The following is an 18,222-nucleotide window of genomic DNA, read 5'->3' on the forward strand; positions in this document are numbered from 1 at the left end:
CGACAAGGACCGTTCAATAGCGATGGGCCGTTGGGTTGGATACGGCAATTCGCCCGCGGACAGAGCGCATTTGCCCTGCGTCTCCGGCAGTTCGAGCCTCCGTTCCGAAGGGCCAGCTGCTAGTGCCTCAGGATACAGGCCACGCGCGACCCTGCCGCCGTCTCCAGCAGGGGCGGACGGGCCGCGCTGCAGGGCTCGATCCGGATCGGGCAACGGCTGACGAAGGGACAGCCTGGCGGCGGCGAGAGCGGGCTCGGCAGGTCTCCGGTCAGGATGATCTTCTCGCGCCGGCGTTGCAGCAGCGGGTCCGGCAGCGGGATCGCCGAGAGCAGCGCCTGCGTATAGGGGTGCTGCGGCGCCTCGAACATCGTATCGATCGGCCCGCTTTCCATGACCGTGCCGAGATAGAGCACCATCGCCTCGTCGGCGATATGCCTGACGACCGACAGGTCATGCGAGATGAACAGATAGGCGAGGTTGAGATCGCGCTGCAGCTCGAGCAGCAGGTTCAGCACCTGCGAGCGGATCGAGACATCGAGCGCCGAGACCGGCTCGTCGAGAATGAGCAGGCGCGGCGACAGGGCCAGCGCGCGTGCGATCACCACGCGCTGGCGTTGCCCGCCCGAGAGCGCGCTCGGCAGACGCTCCGCGAAGGCGGCGGGAAGGCCGACCCGGTCGAGCAGCTCGGCCACCCGCTTTCGCCGGTCGCTGCGCGTCCAGCCGGCGATGGCGAGCGGCTCGCTGATGCTGGCTTCGATACTCATCTTCGGGTCGAGCGCGGCGCTCGGATCCTGGAAGACGATCTGGATTTCCTGGGCGAGTTGCGCCCGCTCGCGCCCCTTCAGCCCGGTGATGTCGCGGCCATCGAACGCGACCGTGCCACCCGTCGCCTGTTCGAGGCCGATCACGGCATAGGCGGTCGTCGATTTGCCGCAGCCGGATTCGCCGACCAGCGCCAATGTGCGGCCGGCCGCAACGTCGAAGGAGACGCCGTCCACTGCCTTGACCACGCCGCCCGGCGTACCGACGCCGCGACGCAGCTTGAAATGGACCTTGAGATCGCGGACCTGAAGCAGCGGCGATGCGGTCATACCAGCGCCTCGACATGGTCCGAATGCCAGCAGGCGGTGCGATGGCTTTCTCCGACGCAGGCGAGAGGCGGCGGCGCCAGGCAGGCCTCGTCCGCCAGCGGGCAGCGCGTCCGAAAGCGGCAGCCATCGGGCCAGGACCCGGCGCTCGGGACCATGCCCTCGATGGTGCGCAGCACGGCCTTGCGCTGGCCCTGCAGCGTCGGAATCGTGGCGAGCAGGAGCTTGGTATAGGGGTGGTGCGGTTCGGCGAAGATCGGTTCGACCGCGCCGCTCTCGACGATGCGCCCGCCATACATCACGCAGACATCGTCGGCGAGATCGGCAACGACGCCCATGTCATGGGTAATCAGCACGATCGCGGTGCCGACCTCTTCGCGCAGGCGGCGCATCAGGTCGAGGATCTGGGCCTGGATCGTCACGTCGAGCGCCGTCGTCGGCTCGTCGGCGATCAGCAGGGCCGGGCGACAGATCAGTGCCGAGGCGATCATGATGCGCTGGCACATCCCGCCCGAGAGCTCGAACGGATATTGGCGCGCGCGCCGCGTCGCATCGGGAATGCCGACGCGCGTCATCATCGCGGTCGCCTCCTCGCGCGCGGCGCTGGCCGAGAGGCCGCGATGCAGGATCAGCGCCTCCTCGACCTGCTCGCCGACACGCATCAGCGGGTTCAGCGAGGCGACCGGCTCCTGAAAGATGATCGTCGCCTCATTGCCCCTGACATCGGAGAGCGCGGCCTCGCCAAGCCCTGTCAGGTCGCGCCCGTTGAGCCGGATCGCGCCGCCCTTGAACCGTGCCGCCTTCGGCAGCAGGCCGAGCACCGAGAGCGCGGTCAGGCTCTTGCCGCAGCCGGATTCGCCGACGATGGCGAGGATCCGTCCGGCACCGACCGAAAGCGAGACCTGATCGATGATGCGGTTGCCGTCGATCTCGACGACGAGATCCTCGATCGCCAGGACGGGGGCCTCGGTCGTGCTCATGCGGTTGCCGCGACGACTGCCGCCCAGGCGCTGGTCGGATGGGCCATGCCGATGAAGCCGCCGGCGGAAGAGGTCATCACCGCCGAGGGAATCGAGAAATTTACGGGATAGAGCGTGTCCTCGACGATCTCGACCGGGAAGGCGGTGGCGACGGTCGCGGCGACGTCGGGTTCGGCGCGGGCGTCGATCTTGATGCGCGGCGTCGAGGCATCGATACGCGGGCGATGGAAGGCCTCCTCCAGGGACAGACCGAGATCGGCGATGCCGGAGATCAGCTGGAGCACGGTCGGGAAGATCGTGCGCCCGCCGGCCGCGCCGATGGCGAGCACCGGTCGCCCGTCCTGGCTCAGCACCAGCGGGCACATATTGGCGAGCGGCTTCTGGCCGGCTGCGATGCTGTTCGGCTGGCCGGGGCGTGGATCGAACCACATCATGCCGTTATTCATGATGATGCCGGCATTAGGCAGCGCGACCTTGGCACCGAAACGTGAGAGCAGGGTGTTGGTCAAGGAGACCATGGTCCCGTCGCGATCGACCACGCTGACATGGGAGGTGCAGCCCGCTTGCGGTGTCGCTGCATGGCCGAGCGTGGTCAGGCGCGTGGCATAGGCCTCGCGGATGGCGCTGGCATAGAGCAGGGCCCGTTGCGCAGGCGTCGTCTCGCGCGAGAGCGGGCCGGACGCCAGACGCACCGCCGCATCGAGGAAGCTCGGCCCGCCGCTGAGGCCGGGAATGGCGGCGATGTCGAAATCGCGATAACGCCCGGTCAGCGGCGGCGCCCAGGTGACGTCATAGGCTGCGAGATCGCCCGGCCGGATGGCCGAGCCGCCGGCGGCGAGATCGACTGCCAGCATGCGCGCCGTCTCGCCCTCGTAGAAGTCGCGCGCGCCGGACGTCGCCAACCGCCTGAGCAAGGCCGCCTTCTGCACCATCGGCTTGAAGCGCCGCGTATCGGCTCCGGCCTTGGGCGCATGGCCATTGTCGAGCAGCAGGGCGGCGAGCACCGGGTCGCGGGCGATGCCCGCCATTTCGATCGCGATGCAGAGCGCCGCGAACCAGTCGATCTCCAGCCCGCGCTCGGCATGCTCGATCGCCGGTTGCAGCGCTTCCTCCCAGGACAGGGTGCCATGACGCTCCAACGCCGCGGCGAAACCGGCGATCGCGCCGGGAACGCAGATCGCACCATAGCCGGAGACGTTCCGGTCCCCCACCACGGAGGGCCAGGCGAACCAGTTGCCGGTCTGAGCATCGGTGAGCGGATAATCCGCCGGGTCGATGCCGGCAGGCGCACGGACATTGAAATCGAGCGTTTCGGTCGCCCCCGTCCGACCATCGGCATGGACGAGGAAACCACCGCCGCCGATGCCGGAGAGCCAGGGCTCGACCGTGCTGAGCACCAATGCGGTGACGATGGCCGCATCCATCGCATTGCCGCCGCGAGAGAGCACGGCCGCGCCGGCCTCGGCTGCGTGCCGGTTCTGTGCGGCGACGAGGCCATGGGCCGAATGGACGGCAGGCCGGCGGACGGTGAAGGTCTGCATCAGCACGGCGTCTTGAAGCGTCGTGGCGCGCTTGGCTCGGCCAGGCGCAACGGCACGCTGAAGCGCTGGGCATTGGCGCTTGCGGCATGATGGGCCGCGAGTTCGCCTACGGTCGCGATCCAGACGCCGGGCGAAGAGGTCACCGCGTCGAGCAGCCGCTCCAGCATCCTGATCCGCCCGGCCCGGCCGGAAATCCAGTCATGGATCGTCAGCATCATCATCCGGCCCTCGCGATGCAGCATGTGCCACTCGTCGAGCCAGGCTTCGAGGATGCCGCCCTGCGGCGAGGGCGGGGCGCGGTCCGTCGGGCTGCCGGTGAAGCGGAAATAGATCGCGTCATCGACCGCCCAGAGCACCGGAACCTGGGTAATGCCGTCGATCGTGTAGGGATGGTCGAAGCCCATCAGCGAGCTGTCATAGAGGCCGCGCCGCTTCACCTCCGCCAGCATGGCCGGCGTCATCTCCCAGGCCGGCGAGCGGAACCCCTTCGGCACGATTCCGGCCTGGGCTTTGAACAGCGCCAGCGATTCATCGAGCGCGCGGGCGAATTCCTCGGGACCGGCTTCGGTCGCGATCTCGTGGAAATAGCCGTGCAGGCCGATCTCGTGGCCGCGCTCGACGAAGGCCGGCAGCAATTCCGGATGGTTCTTCGCCACCAGCCCCGGCACGAACATCGTCGCCTTGATGCCGTAGCGGTCGAGCAGGTCGAGGATGCGCCAGATGCCGATGCGCGGGCCGAACAGCCGCTGCTCGATCTGTCCGAGCGTGGCGGGCGCGCCCTCGGACAGGTTCCAGAGATAGGGGCTCTCGGCATCGACATCGACGCTGAAGCAGAAGGCGCTGCTCTTGCCGGCCGGCCATTCGTAATCCGAGACGGGAAAGCGCGCAGGCGCAAGGGAGGTTGTCATCGTGCCCTCCACTAGAGCGGGTTCTTCTTGTCCTGATGGACGGCGAGCGAGCCGATGGAGTTGCCTCCGTCGATCGTCAGGGTCGCGCCGGTGACATAGGCCGAGGCGCTGCTGGCGAGATAAAGCAGGCCATTGCCGACATCCTCGCGCGAGGAGGGGCGGCCGAGCGGGATCTGGGAGATCGTGCTCTGGATATGCGCCTCGGTCAGGTCGCTGACCTTGCTGCCGGCGGCAAAGCCGGGCTCGAGCGCATTCACGCGGATGCCGAATTCGGCGAGCTCGACGCCAAAGCCCTTGGTCAGCCGGTCGAGCGCCGTCTTGGAGGTGCAATAGGGCACGACGGTGCGCCGCATCTTGCGCGAGGCGCCCGACGAGATGTTGATGATCGAGCCCTTGACGCCCTGGCGCACCATCTGCGTCGCGATCTCCCGGGTCAGGATGAAGGGTGCGCGCAGGTTGACCGAGAAGATCCGGTCGAACTCTTCCGTCGAGGTGTCGAGCAGGAAGCCGCTGGGATAGATGCCGGCATTGTTGACGAGGATGTCGACCGCGCCCCAGCGCGTACCGATCTCGGCCGCAAGCGCCTTGATCGAGGTTTCGTCGGTCAGGTCGGCCGCCTTGGTGAAGCTCTCGCCGCCGAGCCCGAGCGAAGCCGCTAGGGCCGCAAGCTCGTCTTCGCGCGCATCGGTCAGCGCCAGCACCGCGCCGGCCTCGTGCAGCGTTTCCGCGATCCAGCGTCCGATCACGCCGCAGGCGCCGGTGACGAGCGCGCGTCTTCCCTTGATGTCGTCGAACATGGTCATGATCCCTAGCGGAAACGGGGGTCGAGGCGGTCGCGCACGGCATCGCCCGTCAGATTGACGGCCAGCACGAGCACAAAGAGGCAAAGCCCGGGGAGGGTCGCAGCCCACCAGGCGGTCGCGACATAGTTGCGGCCGGTCGAGAGCATCGCCCCCCAGCTCGCGGTCGGCGGCTGCACGCCGAGCCCCAGGAAGGAAAGGCCCGCCTCGAACAGCACCATCAGCCCGAATTCGAGCGTCGCGACGACGCTGACCGCGCCGATGATGTTGGGCAGGATATGGCGGAAGAGGATGCGCCCGGCGCCGGCGCCCATCAGCGCGGCCAGCCGGACATAGGGCATCGTCGCGACCGTGAGTGTCTGGCTATAGGCCACGCGGGCGTATCGCGGCCAGCGCGTCAGCGCGAGCACCATGATGACGTTGACGAGGCTCGGCCCCAGCACCGCGACGGTGATGATCGCGAGCAGCACGGCCGGGATCGAGAGGAAGACATCGACGACGCGCATCACCGCGACCTCGACGAACCCGCGCCGATAGCCGGCAATCATGCCCAGGACCGTGCCGACGGTCCCCGACAGGATGACCGAGGCGAAGGCGACGATCAGCGAGACCCGCGAACCATGGATGATCCGGCTGAGCAGGTCGCGGCCGAGCTCGTCACTGCCCAGCCAGTAATGGAAGCTGCGCGAGACGGTGCCTGGTGGCTTCAGCCGGCCGGCGAGGTTCTGGGCATTGGGGTCATAGGGCGCGAGCCAGGGCGCCAGGATCGCGACCAGCACCACGAGCGCGATGATCGCGACCGGCCACCAGCGGCCAAGCGCGAGGCGGCGGCGCGGGCCAGGGCTGGAGGCAGCGATCGCGCTCATCGCGCCCCGTCCAGCACGATGCGCGGATCGATGATGCTGTAGAGTACGTCGGAGAGCAGGTTGAGCAGCACGGTGACGAAGGCCCCCATCAGCACGACGCCCTGCACGATCATGAAATCGCGGGCCAGGATCGCCTGCACAGTCACCTGGCCGATGCCGGGCCAGGCGAACACCGTCTCGACGATCACCGCACCGGCGAGCAGGTTCGAGATTTCCAGCGCCGCGACTGTGATCAGCGGGATCGAGGCGTTGCGGGCGACATGGCGCAGCAGCAGCCGGCCGGTGCGGACCCCGCGCGAGCGGGCGGTGCGGGCATAGTCCTTCGAGAGCTCGTCGAGCAGGGCCGAGCGGGTGATCCGCGCAAAGGTCGCCATGCTGAGCAGGCCGAGCGCGAAGGAGGGCATGATGAGATGCGAAAAATCGCCGGTGGAGGAGGGTGGCAGCCAGCCGAGCAGCACCGAGAAGACCAGGATCATCAGGATGCCGCTCCAGAAGGTCGGCATGCTCTGGGCCGCCAGCACGATGCCGGAAGCAGCCTTGGCGATCGGCCTGTCGCGAAACACCGCGAGCAGGATGCCCATCGGCACGCCGATGCCGCAGGCGACGACGAGCGCGCCCGCCGCCAGCATCAGCGTGTAGGGCAGGCGCGAGGCGATGATCGTCAGCACCGGCACGCGCTGCACCACGGACTGGCCGAGATCGAAACGGGCGAGATCAGCCAGGAAGTCGAGATATTGCAGCAGAAGCGGCCGGTCGAAGCCGAGCGCATGGCGCAGCGCCTCGACATCGGCCTTGGTCGCGGTCTCCGGCACCAGCAGATAGGTCGGATCGCCGGTCAGGCGCTGGACGAAGAAGATCAGCGTCACCACCCCGAGGATGGTGACGAGCGCCTGTCCGGCACGCCTGAGAAGAAAGCCCTGCACGAAGCCTCAGTCCACCCAGCTCATGCGGTTCAGGAACATGCTTTCATTCGGCGTCGGCTTGAACTGCAGGTTCTTGGTCGCGCCGTAGAGCACGGCCGCCTGATAGAGCGGCACGAGCGGGGCTTCCGTCGCGATGATCTCGTGAACCTGCTTGTAGGCGGCAAGCCGCTTGTCCTTGTCGAGCGTCTGGCGCGCCTCCTCGAGCAGGCTGTCGGCCTTCGGGTTGCGATAGGCCGACCAGCCGCTGCTCTTGTGGACCAGCGGGAAGAGCACGCCATCGGCATCCTGGCAGGCGCAGGACCAGCGCCCGAAGCTCAGCGTCGAGGTGGCCTCGGGGCCGGCCTGCGAGCGCTTGAGATAGGTCGCCATGTCGGTCATCGCGATCTTGACGGTGAAGCCGGCATCGACGAGCTGCTGCTGGATCGCCTGGACGATGCGCTGATCGAAGACCGGTGCGGTCGCAAGCTCGATCTCGGCCTTTGCCGCCGGGCCGGCCTCCGCGACTAGGGCCTTGGCCTTGGCGAGGTCGAAGCCAGGGCCGCTCATGCCCTCGATCCAGCCAAAACTCGCAGGCGTCAGCAATTGCGAGACGGGCTTGTCGAAGCCACCGAGCAGGCCGTCGACCATGCCTTCCTTGTCGATGGCATGGGCCGCCGCCACGCGCAGCTTGACGTTGTCGAACGGCGGCTTGGTGGTGTTGAGGCGCAGATAGGCGACGCGCTCGGTCAGGCCGATCAGGGCCTTGGCCTTGGCCGACGACTTGAGCTGGGCCGCCTGATCGCTGTCGAGCGTCACGCCGAGATCGCTGGTGCCGGCCTGGAGATTGGCGACCCGGGTCGCTCCGTCCGGCACGGCGCGGAAGATCACCGCCGGAAACGGACCCTTGTCGCCCCAATAGGCATCGTTGCGGGTGAGCGAGACCTGGACGCCGCGCTGCCAGCCTTCGAATTTATAGGGGCCACTGCCGATGGGCTTCAGGTTGAACGCATCCTTGCCGACGGCCTCGACAACCGCCTTCGGCACGATCGAGAGCTTGACCAGCTGGGCCAGCAGGGCGGGATAGGCGCCGTTGGTGGTGAGCTTCACCTTGGTCGGCGAGAGCGCGACGGCATCGGTGATCTTGTCGAACTGGCCGAGCTGCGGGCTGCCGAATTTCGGGTCGGTGATGCGCTTGACGCTGTAGGCGACATCCTCGGCGGTCAGCTTCGAACCGTCGTGGAAGAGGATATCGGAGCGCAGTTCGAATTCGATCTCGGTGTCGGAGAGGTATTTCCAGCTCGTCGCGACCTGCGGGACGATCTCGCCCTTGTCGTCGCGGGTGACGAGATTGTCGAAGATGTTGCGGTAGACATAGTAGCTGTCGGGGTTCCACTGCACCTGCGGATCAAGCGAGGACGGCTCGTTGACGAGGTCGACGACGAAGCGCTCCTTCGATGCATGGGCGGGGGCGGCAGAGAAAGCGAGCGCTGCGGCCAGCGCAGCAAGACGAGCATTCCGTGAGAGAGGGGTCATCGCTGCTGCTCCTTCGAGAGGGGGCGGGGCTGGTCGGTGGTGATGGTCGTCGTCCGTCGCGAGCGCCTTGCCGAGCGGGCCGGTGGTGGCGCGGGCCGCGATGCCGCCAGCATCAGGCCCTGGGCGAGTGCCTCGGTGAAGCGCCGGTGCTCCGCGGCGATGGCGAGGCTCGCCGCCTCGGCATCGCCAGCGGCAAGTGCGCTCACGAGATCGCCGAGCTCAGCCGGCGCAATCGGATGGCCGGCGAGGTCGAGCATGCGCACGATCCGATCGGCATGGTCCCAGATGTCGCCGAGCCAGCGGCGGGCAAGCGTCCCGGTCGCCGCGGCCAGCAGGTTGCGCAGCTGCCGTTCGGCGGAGCGCGCGGTCGAAAGCGCCACCGGCTCGGTCCGGCCCCGGACAGAGTCCATCACGCCAAGCAGCGCGGCCAGTGCAGCCTGGGTCTGCCCGCTCGGCTGCAGCGTCGCCAGCGACGGCTCCAGCCTGCGGCGGCCGTCCAGTACGCTCGCGATCAGGGCGCCGTCGACGGGTGCGATCTGCCAACCCTGGCGGGCGTGCCGGTCGACGAAGCAGGCCGCGGTGAGCTCGGTCAGCGCGACGCGGATACCGGCGCGGCCCAGTGCGAAGCGTTCGGCCAGGGCGGCCTCATGGACGAATTCGCCCGGCGCAAGCTCGCAGGAGACGACCGCCTTGCGCAGCCGCCGGCTTGCGACATCGAGCTGCGTCTCCGCAACCGGGAGCGACGAGGATGGCGCGAACGCAGGCGAGGTATCGAGCATGGCAGGCATGCTGGATCAGATTCTGAGATTTCACAAGTGCTTTGTGACATCTCAAATAGAATGCCTTGGAGGCGTCGAACGCGCACGACGCGGTCGGCTGTTCGGGCCGGGCCGATAGCGCAGGGGCTACAGTCTCTTCGGAGGCGGTGAGGACCTGAAGCATGGGCCCGAAAAGTGGATTGCGGATTTCGGGAAAGCTGATGCCCATTAAGAAAGATTGGATCATCGGACCGGATCCGCATCCGGTCCGATGATCTGGCCCGGGCGTTCGGTCAACTGATGAGATCGATCTTCTGAAGCGCCATCTGGACCTCGCGCAGGAATTGAGTGAGCGAGGCGCCGAACAGTCCAACGGACAGGACGAAGAGAAACGCTACGCCGCGCTCGTGAGCTAAGCCCAGGAAGGCGAGGGCGAAGGCAACAACCATCAGCAGGATCGTCGTCACCCCGCTGGAAATCGCGAACACGATGGCGCTGTTGATCAAGCCTGCTCGCCGTTCGAGGCGGGGCAAGTCCGCCTTGAGATCCGGGGCGATCGAACGATCCAGCGCGTTCAATGTTCGCGACCGGTCGAGAATGCGCTCGAGGCGGTTGATCAAGACCGAGATGAGGCCGACCACCGCGCCAAGGAGGAAGGCGGGGGCCGCTGCCTGGGTTATGACCAGCGACAGGTGATTGACGGAGGGCAGCTCGGAAAGCACCGTTTCACCGTGCCCGCTGCGTCTGCTTGACGTGCGGGGCGTGACGGCCCTGCGGGGCCCTTAGGGGCGCGAGTGGGGCTGCAGCGTATTTGGGTTTCATGGCGCCCTTCCAGAAAGCGTCGCGATCTGCGGATAAGTCACGTCGGGCAGCTTTGATCCGCCTGCCGTGATATGGCTTTGGCCGTAGGCTTGGCCCTTACTTGACCATGTCGGTTCGGGCGACGTCGATTTTCGCCTTCACCGCATCGAGGTTGAAGCCCGCGCCCTTCTGCATCGGTGAAAATTCAAACGTCCTCGTGACAGGTTTCTCGACCTGCTGCTGAACGAAGACGAAGCGCCAGAATTCAGATATGAACCAAGAGAGGTATTGCCGCGCACCATACTTGGTTCCGCTGTCGGGCCAACCCGTACGCTCGAACGGGGCCGAGGCGAACGTGGACCTTGGCCTTCTCGCACAGCCAGCCACCGGGGTTGGTCAATGAAGCGGTTGCCATTCTCGGCTTTGCCCGCCTGCACTCTGTCCGGCCAGCGGATCATCACCGGGAGGCGGAACCCACCTTCCGTGACGCCCTTGCCCCGAGCGACAGCTCGAAATGCGAGCGGTCCATGTGCTTGTAGCCGCGGAAACGGCCGCCCCAGCGCAGCGATACGCCCAGTTCGGTGGCGGCACGCTTGAGTGCAACTGCGATCCGGTTCTGGGCATTCGGATCGAAGATCACCCGGCCCTCCGCATCGAGCGGCCACAGATCCACGGCATTACCCGAACGGTGTGAGCTCGCATGCACCCTGGACCAGCCCCAGGCGACCGCCTGGCGTTGCAGTGTGCGGTCGCGCCGGCCTGAGCCGATCACGAAGCGCAGATCGGGATTGTCGGCCCGGGCCCGGCGCACCACCCTGGCGAGCGCCGGCTGGATCGCCCGGAGATTGGCATCGTGATGTCCGACCGGATCGGGGTTCCAGGCGCGGAACATCGCCAGTTGATCCCGTCCGTATTCATCGACAGCCGGAATCCGCGCATAGACGCCGCCCGGTCCGTAGGGGGCAGCGACATCCGCAGTTGCCGGCACGCCCGTTCTGGCTTGACCATGGGCGCCGCTCCCCCAGCCGCTGCCGAGGAGCGCGATGGCGAGGAGACCCAGGCGCAGGGGGCGTGCGAGGAAGCGTGCAAGGGAGCGTATTGGTGCAGGCATGGCTGCACAGTCGCAGCCCGATGCAGTCAAGGGAAGGCGGGATCGTCCGGCCCTCGGGAATGGCAAGGCAGTGCGCGTCAGGGGCGCTGCCGCAGGCTGGCCGGGGTCATCTCGCCTGGAATTCCGCCGCGAGAAAGTCGATGAAGCCGCGCACAGCCGGTGACAGCCCGCGGCGCGAGGGAAAGACCGCATGCACGATTCCGCTCGGCAGCGTCCAATCCGGCAGGATGATTTCCAGCGCGCTGGAGGCGACCTTGTCCATGACGAGATAGTCCGCGAGCTGAGCGATGCCGACGCCGTCCTCGGCCGCCTGCCGCAGGGCGTCCATGTCGTCGGTGGCGTATCGCGGCTCGAACGCGATGCTGACAGGTTCGCCCGCAGCGTTGCGAAGCTCCCAGGCATGTCTGGGGGGGGACCGGATCAGATCCAGCCCTGGCAGCCGGCTCAACTGCGTAGGCGTTTCCGGCCGGCCGAACCGGTCGAGCAGAGCCGGGCTTCCGACCAGGAGCTGCCGGCTCTCTGCGAGCCGCTTCATCACCAGCCCCTCATTCTCGAGCGGAGGAAACCGGACGCGCAGGGCGATGTCGACCCCTTCCTCGATCACGTCGACGCGGCGGTTCGTTGCAGAGAGCTGCACGCGCACCTGCGGGTGGGCGATCAGGAAACGCGACATGACCGGGGAAACAAAGCTCAGCATCAGCGAGATCGGGCATGTCACGCGGATCATCCCGCGTGGTTCGGCGCTGGTGTTGTCGATCGCCTCCTGGGCGGCTTCTGCCTCGGCGATCATCGCCACGCAGTGCCGGTAATAGACTTCGCCGACTTCGGTCATCCCGAAATGCCGCGTCGAACGTTGCAGGAGCCGGCTCCCCAACCTGTCCTCGAGCAGCGCGATGCGGCGGCTCAGCGTCGATTTAGGCATGCCGAGCGCGCGCCCGGCTGGTGCGAATCCGCCATGCTCGACGACACGGGCGAAATAGAAGAGGTCATTGAGATCCTGCATCGCGTCGTTCCATTTTTGGAACGGACAGTACCGTTATGGCCGACTACAGGCAAATTCGTTCCACGAATATTTCTTGAGGCATCGGGGCCGCGGCCTCGATCGAACCCTACGGAGATATCGATATGGCCAAGAGTTCTCTGCTCACCCCCGATGATCACGCGCTCTTGCTGATCGATCACCAGTATCTGCAGCTGCTGGCGCTGCGCTCCCACACCAGCGAAGCGGTCGTCAACAACACGACCTTCCTCGCCAAGGCGGCGAAGCTGTTCAAGGTGCCGACCCTGCTCACCACGGCCTTCGCCGAGCGCCAGGCGCTGTTCGAGGAGGTCCAGGCCGTCTTCCCGGATCAGACGCCGGTCGACCGGACCGGGCTGAATTCCTGGGATGATCAGCGCGTCCTCGATTGGGTCAAGAAATCCGGCAAGAAGAAGCTGGTGATGGCGGGTCTGTGGACCGAAGTGTGCCTGAGCATGCCGGTGATCGACGCGCTTGCCGACGGCTACGAGGTCTACATCGTCACCGATGCATCCGGCGGAGGCAGCACCGAGGGCCATGAGCGCGGCGTGCAGCGCATGGTCCAGGCCGGCGCGCAGCCGCTCACCACCATTGCCTATGTCTCCGAGCTGCAGCGCGACTGGGCGCGCCCGACGGCTGACGAGGTCGCCAAGCTTTTCGCCGAACATGGCGGTGGCTTCGGACAGGGGCTGCGCTGGGAATGGCAGCTGCTCGGCCTGAAGGAAGGCACGCGCTGATAGGCCTGGGCCGGCCGTGGTTCTCGGCCACGGCCGGCCCAGCGCCCCAATGCGGAAAGGAGAGCGACGAAATGAAGGACATCGACAGGGCACTCAATGTCGAGGTGAGGGGCGGCCTGCCGGATGAGCTACTCGCATTGCTGCGCAAGTTCCCGCGCGACCAGTGGGCGAATGATCCGAGCCTGCACGGGCTGGCCGAAGGCTGGCTCCAGAGGCATGATCTGTTTCGGGAGCTCTCGGTGCTGATCGGCGGCATGACAACCGATCTCAGGGAAGGTCGCACGTCCCCAGCCGCGTTCTTACCGCTCTTCCAGCGCCGGATGGGCCTTTTGCTCGGCGAGCTCGATGGACATCACCGCGTCGAGGATGAGCACTACTTCCCGTCCTTTGCCGCAGCGGCACCGAGGCTGCAGAAGGGGTTCGATATCCTCGACAATGACCACGATGTGATCCATGGCGCGATCGACCGGCTCGGAAGCGCCAGCCGCGAGCTCATCGCAGCGCTGTCGGGCGAGGTCTCGGGGCGCGACGGGGACGCGTTGCGCGTGGCCGAGCGGATCGCCGGAGAGATCGAGGGCTTCGACCGAACCCTGCTGCGGCATCTCTGGGATGAAGAGGATCTGATTATCCCCCTCATCCTGGAACGCACCCGGGATGATCCGGAATTCGGGTGACCCTTCGCGGCAAGCGGCGTCGACCGCGCCGCGGCAGGTGTCGTGCCTGCGCTTTGGGAGGATGGCTTGAGTTCGCGCGCTTCCTGTCTCATGGCTTTGGGAATGAGCGCCGATCTCGAGCCTTCCGACCCGCCCGATACGACCGAGTCGTCCCCACTGAGGGGCGATGTCCGAGCCGTGATCAAGGTCGATATCATGGTCATCGGCGCCGGCCAGGCGGGGCTGTCCAGCGCCTATCACCTGCAGAATCTCGGTCTTCTGGCCGGCAGGAACTATCTCGTTCTCGACAAGTCCCCGGAAGCCGGCGGCGCCTGGCAATATCGCTGGCCGTCGCTGACGCTCAGCACGGTCAACCGGATCCATGACCTGCCGGGCATGCAGTTCTCCGATGTGATCGAACCCGGCCTGACCGAGGTGAGGGCGTCCGAGGCTGTTCCCCGGTATTTCGCGGCCTATGAACGCAAGTTTCAGCTGCCGGTCTATCGCCCGGTGGCGGTCAAGGTCGTCTGCGACCGCGGCGACCGCTTCAGGATCGAGACCGATCGCGAAACCTTCTCGGCCCGCAGCATCATCAATGCCACCGGCACCTGGGAGACACCCTATATTCCGAGTTATCCGGGAGCCGACCGCTTCCTGGGCCGGCAGCTTCACACCCGCGATTACCGCACAGCCGACGCGTTCGCCGGGAAGCATGTCATCGTGGTCGGCGGCGGCATCTCCGCTCTGCAATTGCTCGATGAGATTTCCCGCGTCACCTCGACCACCTGGGTCACCAGGCGGGAGCCGCAGTTTCGGGACCGTCCCTTCACGGCAGAAGATGGGCGCGCCGCCGTCGCCATGGTCGAAGACCGGGTCAGGCAGGGCCTGATCCCCGGCTCCGTCGTGGCGGTGACCGGGATTCCACTGACACCGGCCTTGCTTGCCGCCCGCGAGCGCGGCGTGCTGAAGCGTGTGCCGATGTTCAGCGAGATCACCGAACAGGGTGTGCGCTGGGCCGACGGAGCCGAGCAAAGGGCCGATGTCATTCTCTGGTGCACCGGTTTTCGCAGCTCGCTCGACCATCTGGCGCCGCTGCAGATCCGGGACGAGAAGGGCGGCATCGTCATGACAGGCCGGCTCGCGACCCAGGTCGCCAAGGACCCGCGCATCCATCTGGTCGGCTATGGCCCCTCGGCCTCGACGATCGGCGCCAACCGGGCGGGCGCTGCCGCGGCGCGCGAACTTGCGGGCTATCTCGGCCTCGTCAGCTAGCTGCTCGATTGCCGAAACCTGACCGTCGATCGGCTGTATCCTGGCCTTCAAGCCCTCGACCTCGCCGAGCAGCGCGGCGCGCTTCCGAGGGCTTCGCCATCATCCGCTATGAGCCGTCGTCATCGGCTCTGGGTGCGAGCCATCCGCCCCGCAAGCCAAAGCGGCGTGAACCACGTCAGAAATCATGGTTGAGCTTCAGCTTGGCGATGTGGTGGGAGAAATTGGTCAGATCGACATTGCCGCCAACACCGGTGGCGCGACCGGCCACCTGGATACTCCAGGCACCGGAGAGTGCCCAATCTTTCGTGAAGGCCCAATAGAAGTTCGGCCCCGCGAACGTCGCCTGACCGAGGACATGACCGAAGGCAAGGTTATCGTAACGCCGGAAATGGCTTGCCTCGGCACCGATGAAGAAACTGTCCGCAAGCTGATAGGTCAGCGCGCCGCCAATGCGAGCTATCGAGGTTCTGGCATAGCCGCCGCTTGGCGAGCCGAGGTCCTGATAGTTCCAGTCGTAGCTGACGTTGAGAGCCCCGTAGAGCTTGCCGGCGACCAGTTCCTTGTCGAGGAACACCGAGAAGACGCCGTCATAGACACTGCGCGATCGTCCGGTGAGCGTGTAGAACGCGCCATCGGTTGCCGCGCCCTGGAGCACGGCGTCGAAGGTCAGGCCGACGCCATTTGTATCGCGCCCGAGCAGCTTGTACTTCATCTCGATACCGCCGCCGACGGTGGAGCCGTTGGCCTTCGCACCGAACGTCTTCGAATTGGTCACCCCCGCAAAGGCGAAGGGATCGAGCTCGACACAGCGCCATGGCGAGTAGGTCGCCTGGACATTGAGGTTGTGCGACGCGAGTGGGCCGCTGCGCGCTCCGAACGAACCGCCATATGCTCCCGAGAGAGAAAACTGTCCGAGATCATTGACGTCACTTCCCGAATTGAAGCCGAAAACGTCGTTTGGCAGGCTGTTCTGCTCAAGGCAGGCGGCCGTTGCCGATGCAGGCGGAAGAGCCTTGCTCGGCTGCGGTTCGGCGGACAGGGCCGCACCGGCGAACGCAACGGCGATCGTGATCAGCACCGAGCGGGCCACAGGACCTCTCTTTCGATGGAGCCAGGTTCTTTGCGAGCGGCAGCTTGCTTCCGACATTCTGCAATCAAGACCAAGCTTCGTCATCACGCCGCCATGCCCCGGTAACCGGTCGTTCCTACCACTTGTTGACCGTAGCGGCTAAGACGCTTTGGCGCCTCTGTTTGCGTACCGAACGAACGTCAAACTGGATTGGGACCGAGGGGCAACGTCACGTGGGCCTGTGCCAACCGAGCTTGGACTGGGGGAGAGCACTGTTGTCGTCGGTGCGCCTGTTGGCCCATGCGGCCGTGCCTGCGACAGGGTGTGCCCCGGCGCATGATCACCGACAAGCTAGGCATCTGTCGTAAAGGCGGATGCCGGATTTCGGGAAGATTAATGGCGTTCAGCCCTGTTTCATTTGGATCAGCTGGATGAGATTGCCGCAGGTGTCGTCCAGGATCGCCATCCGCACAGGGCCTGCATCCGTCGGCTCCTGCGTGAACACGACCCCGCGCTCGCTAAGCCTTGCAAATTCTCCATTCAGATCCTGGACCTGGAACGAGGTTGCGGGAATGCCGTCCTTGACGAGAGCGTCCTTGTAGGGCTTGACCGCCGGATGCGCGCTGGGTTCCAGCAGCAGTTCGGTTCCTCCTGGTTCCTCCGGTGATACGACCGTCAGTCAACGGTAGTCGCCGACGGGAACATCGTTCTTCTCGATGAAGCCAAGCGTGCCGGTATAGAAGTCCAGGGCCTTGGCCTGGTCGTCGACGAAAACGCTGCTCACATAGATTCGCATGATGAGTGCCTTAGAGCTGTTTCCTGAGAAATGGGTTGTGGTCCACTCTCGCCCTGTTCCGCATGTCGAGCTTTGTCCGGACAGGGCCCCGATCCCTTGTTGTCTCCCGTGTCCATCCGCAATTTAGAGGAATACAACCTGGACGAGAAGGGCGGAGGCGTCTCCAAGCGGCCGGTCTGTGTCGATCACATTCGGGTAACCGACCGCTCAATCACCGTCGGGGCCTTGTGTCGATCAGGCCGGTTCATACCTTTTGAGAGAGCTATCCAGTTTCTGCCGGCCGGCGCACCGCCTCGATCTCAGCGCCGCGCCCTTTCAGGATGGAACGATGAGCATCGGCCCGATCTTGCAGTCCGTCGTGGGCGTTCGCTCGTCCATTCCTGCCGATGCCTTTACGGCCTCCGCGCTGGGTACAAGGCGGGAAGGCAGCGGTGTCGTCATTCGGGACAATGGGCTGGTGCTCACCATCGGCTATCTGATTACCGAAGCTGAGGACGTCTGGCTGACGACGTGGACTGGTCGCGTGGTGCCAGCGCATGCGCTGGCCTATGATCAGGAGACCGGCTTTGGCCTGGTCCAGGCGCTTGAGCGGCTCGACCTGCCGGCGGTCGCGTTCGGCGCCGCCACTGATGCCGAAATCGGCGAGTCCGTCCTGCTTGCAGACGGCATCGGGCAAGTCGTGGAGGCCAATATCGTGGCCAAGCAGGAATTCGCCGGCTACTGGGAATATCTGCTGGACGAAGCCATCTTCACCGCCCCGGCGCACCCGTCCTGGGGTGGTGCGGCGCTGTTCGGACCGGATGGAAAGCTCCTGGGCATCGGCTCGCTGCACCTGCGGATGGGCCGGGCCGGCGAGATCTTTGACGTCAATATGGTCGTGCCGATCGATCTGCTTCCGCCGATCCTCGACGATCTGCTCGCCCGGGGCCGGGTCGACAAGCCGCCACGCCCCTGGCTCGGCGCCTTCTCGGCCGAGAGCAATGGCAAGGTCGTGGTGATGAGCGTGGCCGAAGGCGGGCCGGCAGCCCAGGCGGGCCTGCGTCCCGGCGACATCATCTCGGATGTTCGCGATGGCGAGATCGACGGCCTGGCCGATTTCTATCGGAAGCTCTGGGCGAGCGGCCCGGCAGGCGCCGAGGTCCCGATCAGGGTCGTCCGCGACGGCCGCGAGACATGGCTTCGCATCCGGTCGGCCGACAGGGGCAGCTTTCTGAAGAAGCCGCATCTGCAGTGAGCGGCGAAGCGGGGCGGAGCAGACTCCGGGCCGCGCCGACGCGTACGGAATCCCGCCGCACTGCACCGTAAGGCTGGGAACCGGGCTGCGGCAGAGTTATACTTGAACGGCCGGAATAGGTTCCTGCCTGCCGGCCGAGGCCCCGGCATGATCCT

17 protein-coding genes and 1 pseudogene are annotated in these 18,222 nt (G+C 66.1%); 4 read left to right on the plus strand and 14 right to left on the minus strand.

Going from position 1 to position 18,222, the window contains the following annotated elements:
- Window positions 1–119: 119 nt before the first annotated feature.
- The 12 genes from AC1DW9_RS24125 to AC1DW9_RS24180 all read right to left on the minus strand — a co-directional run bounded on the left by AC1DW9_RS24125 (window position 120) and on the right by AC1DW9_RS24180 (window position 12,291).
- Complete coding sequence (locus AC1DW9_RS24125; RefSeq protein ID WP_441508128.1) at window positions 120–1,091, minus strand: ABC transporter ATP-binding protein; 972 nt, start codon at window positions 1,089–1,091, stop codon at window positions 120–122.
- Window positions 1,088–2,068 (minus strand): ABC transporter ATP-binding protein, encoded by a 981-nt coding sequence (locus AC1DW9_RS24130; protein ID WP_476776860.1) that lies wholly within the window; start codon window positions 2,066–2,068, stop codon window positions 1,088–1,090. The genes AC1DW9_RS24125 and AC1DW9_RS24130 overlap by 4 nt, the downstream gene beginning before the upstream one ends.
- Window positions 2,065–3,609: a gamma-glutamyltransferase family protein gene (locus tag AC1DW9_RS24135; protein ID WP_441508126.1), complete on the minus strand. Its 1,545-nt coding sequence runs from the start codon at window positions 3,607–3,609 to the stop codon at window positions 2,065–2,067. The genes AC1DW9_RS24130 and AC1DW9_RS24135 overlap by 4 nt, the downstream gene beginning before the upstream one ends.
- Complete coding sequence (locus AC1DW9_RS24140) at window positions 3,609–4,517, minus strand: polysaccharide deacetylase family protein (RefSeq protein WP_476776859.1); 909 nt, start codon at window positions 4,515–4,517, stop codon at window positions 3,609–3,611. The genes AC1DW9_RS24135 and AC1DW9_RS24140 overlap by 1 nt, the downstream gene beginning before the upstream one ends.
- Window positions 4,518–4,528: 11 nt before the next feature.
- A complete protein-coding gene (locus tag AC1DW9_RS24145; protein WP_441508124.1) occupies window positions 4,529–5,314 on the minus strand; it encodes an SDR family NAD(P)-dependent oxidoreductase in 786 nt (261 codons plus the stop codon).
- Between the two features lie 11 nt (window positions 5,315–5,325).
- Window positions 5,326–6,183 carry an ABC transporter permease gene (locus tag AC1DW9_RS24150; protein ID WP_441493723.1) on the minus strand — a complete coding sequence of 286 codons (858 nt, stop codon included), beginning with the start codon at window positions 6,181–6,183 and terminating at the stop codon, window positions 5,326–5,328.
- Window positions 6,180–7,106 (minus strand): ABC transporter permease, encoded by a 927-nt coding sequence (locus AC1DW9_RS24155; RefSeq protein ID WP_441493722.1) that lies wholly within the window; start codon window positions 7,104–7,106, stop codon window positions 6,180–6,182. The genes AC1DW9_RS24150 and AC1DW9_RS24155 overlap by 4 nt, the downstream gene beginning before the upstream one ends.
- A gap of 6 nt (window positions 7,107–7,112) precedes the next feature.
- Window positions 7,113–8,618 (minus strand): ABC transporter substrate-binding protein, encoded by a 1,506-nt coding sequence (locus tag AC1DW9_RS24160; RefSeq protein WP_476776858.1) that lies wholly within the window; start codon window positions 8,616–8,618, stop codon window positions 7,113–7,115.
- Window positions 8,615–9,397, minus strand: a complete 783-nt coding sequence (locus tag AC1DW9_RS24165) for a GntR family transcriptional regulator (protein WP_441493720.1) — start codon at window positions 9,395–9,397, stop codon at window positions 8,615–8,617. The genes AC1DW9_RS24160 and AC1DW9_RS24165 overlap by 4 nt, the downstream gene beginning before the upstream one ends.
- 272 nt (window positions 9,398–9,669) lie before the next feature.
- Entirely contained in the window at window positions 9,670–10,098 is a 429-nt protein-coding gene (locus AC1DW9_RS24170; protein ID WP_441493719.1) for a DUF2721 domain-containing protein, read from the minus strand.
- 536 nt (window positions 10,099–10,634) lie between these two features.
- Window positions 10,635–11,288: a M15 family metallopeptidase gene (locus AC1DW9_RS24175; RefSeq protein WP_441508122.1), complete on the minus strand. Its 654-nt coding sequence runs from the start codon at window positions 11,286–11,288 to the stop codon at window positions 10,635–10,637.
- A gap of 106 nt (window positions 11,289–11,394) precedes the next feature.
- Window positions 11,395–12,291, minus strand: a complete 897-nt coding sequence (locus AC1DW9_RS24180) for a LysR substrate-binding domain-containing protein (protein WP_441508121.1) — start codon at window positions 12,289–12,291, stop codon at window positions 11,395–11,397.
- Window positions 12,292–12,413: 122 nt separating this feature from the next.
- On the opposite strand from AC1DW9_RS24180, the gene AC1DW9_RS24185 reads away from it, so the two are divergent.
- The 3 genes from AC1DW9_RS24185 (at window position 12,414) to AC1DW9_RS24195 (ending at window position 14,968) form a co-directional block, all read left to right on the plus strand.
- Window positions 12,414–13,043, plus strand: coding sequence for a hydrolase (locus AC1DW9_RS24185; protein WP_441508120.1), 630 nt, complete (start codon window positions 12,414–12,416; stop codon window positions 13,041–13,043).
- Window positions 13,044–13,114: 71 nt separating this feature from the next.
- Window positions 13,115–13,717 carry a hemerythrin domain-containing protein gene (locus AC1DW9_RS24190; RefSeq protein WP_441493716.1) on the plus strand — a complete coding sequence of 201 codons (603 nt, stop codon included), beginning with the start codon at window positions 13,115–13,117 and terminating at the stop codon, window positions 13,715–13,717.
- Window positions 13,718–13,819: 102 nt separating this feature from the next.
- Complete coding sequence (locus AC1DW9_RS24195) at window positions 13,820–14,968, plus strand: NAD(P)-binding domain-containing protein (protein WP_476776857.1); 1,149 nt, start codon at window positions 13,820–13,822, stop codon at window positions 14,966–14,968.
- Between the two features lie 175 nt (window positions 14,969–15,143).
- Here AC1DW9_RS24195 and AC1DW9_RS24200 read toward each other — a convergent pair whose 3' ends face one another.
- Together AC1DW9_RS24200 and AC1DW9_RS24205 are read right to left on the minus strand one after the other, a co-directional pair.
- Window positions 15,144–16,058 carry a hypothetical protein gene (locus AC1DW9_RS24200; RefSeq protein WP_441508119.1) on the minus strand — a complete coding sequence of 305 codons (915 nt, stop codon included), beginning with the start codon at window positions 16,056–16,058 and terminating at the stop codon, window positions 15,144–15,146.
- Between the two features lie 382 nt (window positions 16,059–16,440).
- A pseudogene (locus AC1DW9_RS24205) lies at window positions 16,441–16,833 on the minus strand (VOC family protein).
- A 328-nt stretch (window positions 16,834–17,161) separates the two neighbouring features.
- Here AC1DW9_RS24205 and AC1DW9_RS24210 point away from each other — a divergent pair.
- Complete coding sequence (locus tag AC1DW9_RS24210) at window positions 17,162–18,067, plus strand: S1C family serine protease (RefSeq protein WP_476776856.1); 906 nt, start codon at window positions 17,162–17,164, stop codon at window positions 18,065–18,067.
- Window positions 18,068–18,222: the final 155 nt, after the last annotated feature.

This window comes from Allobosea sp. P4_E12 (assembly GCF_056401655.1).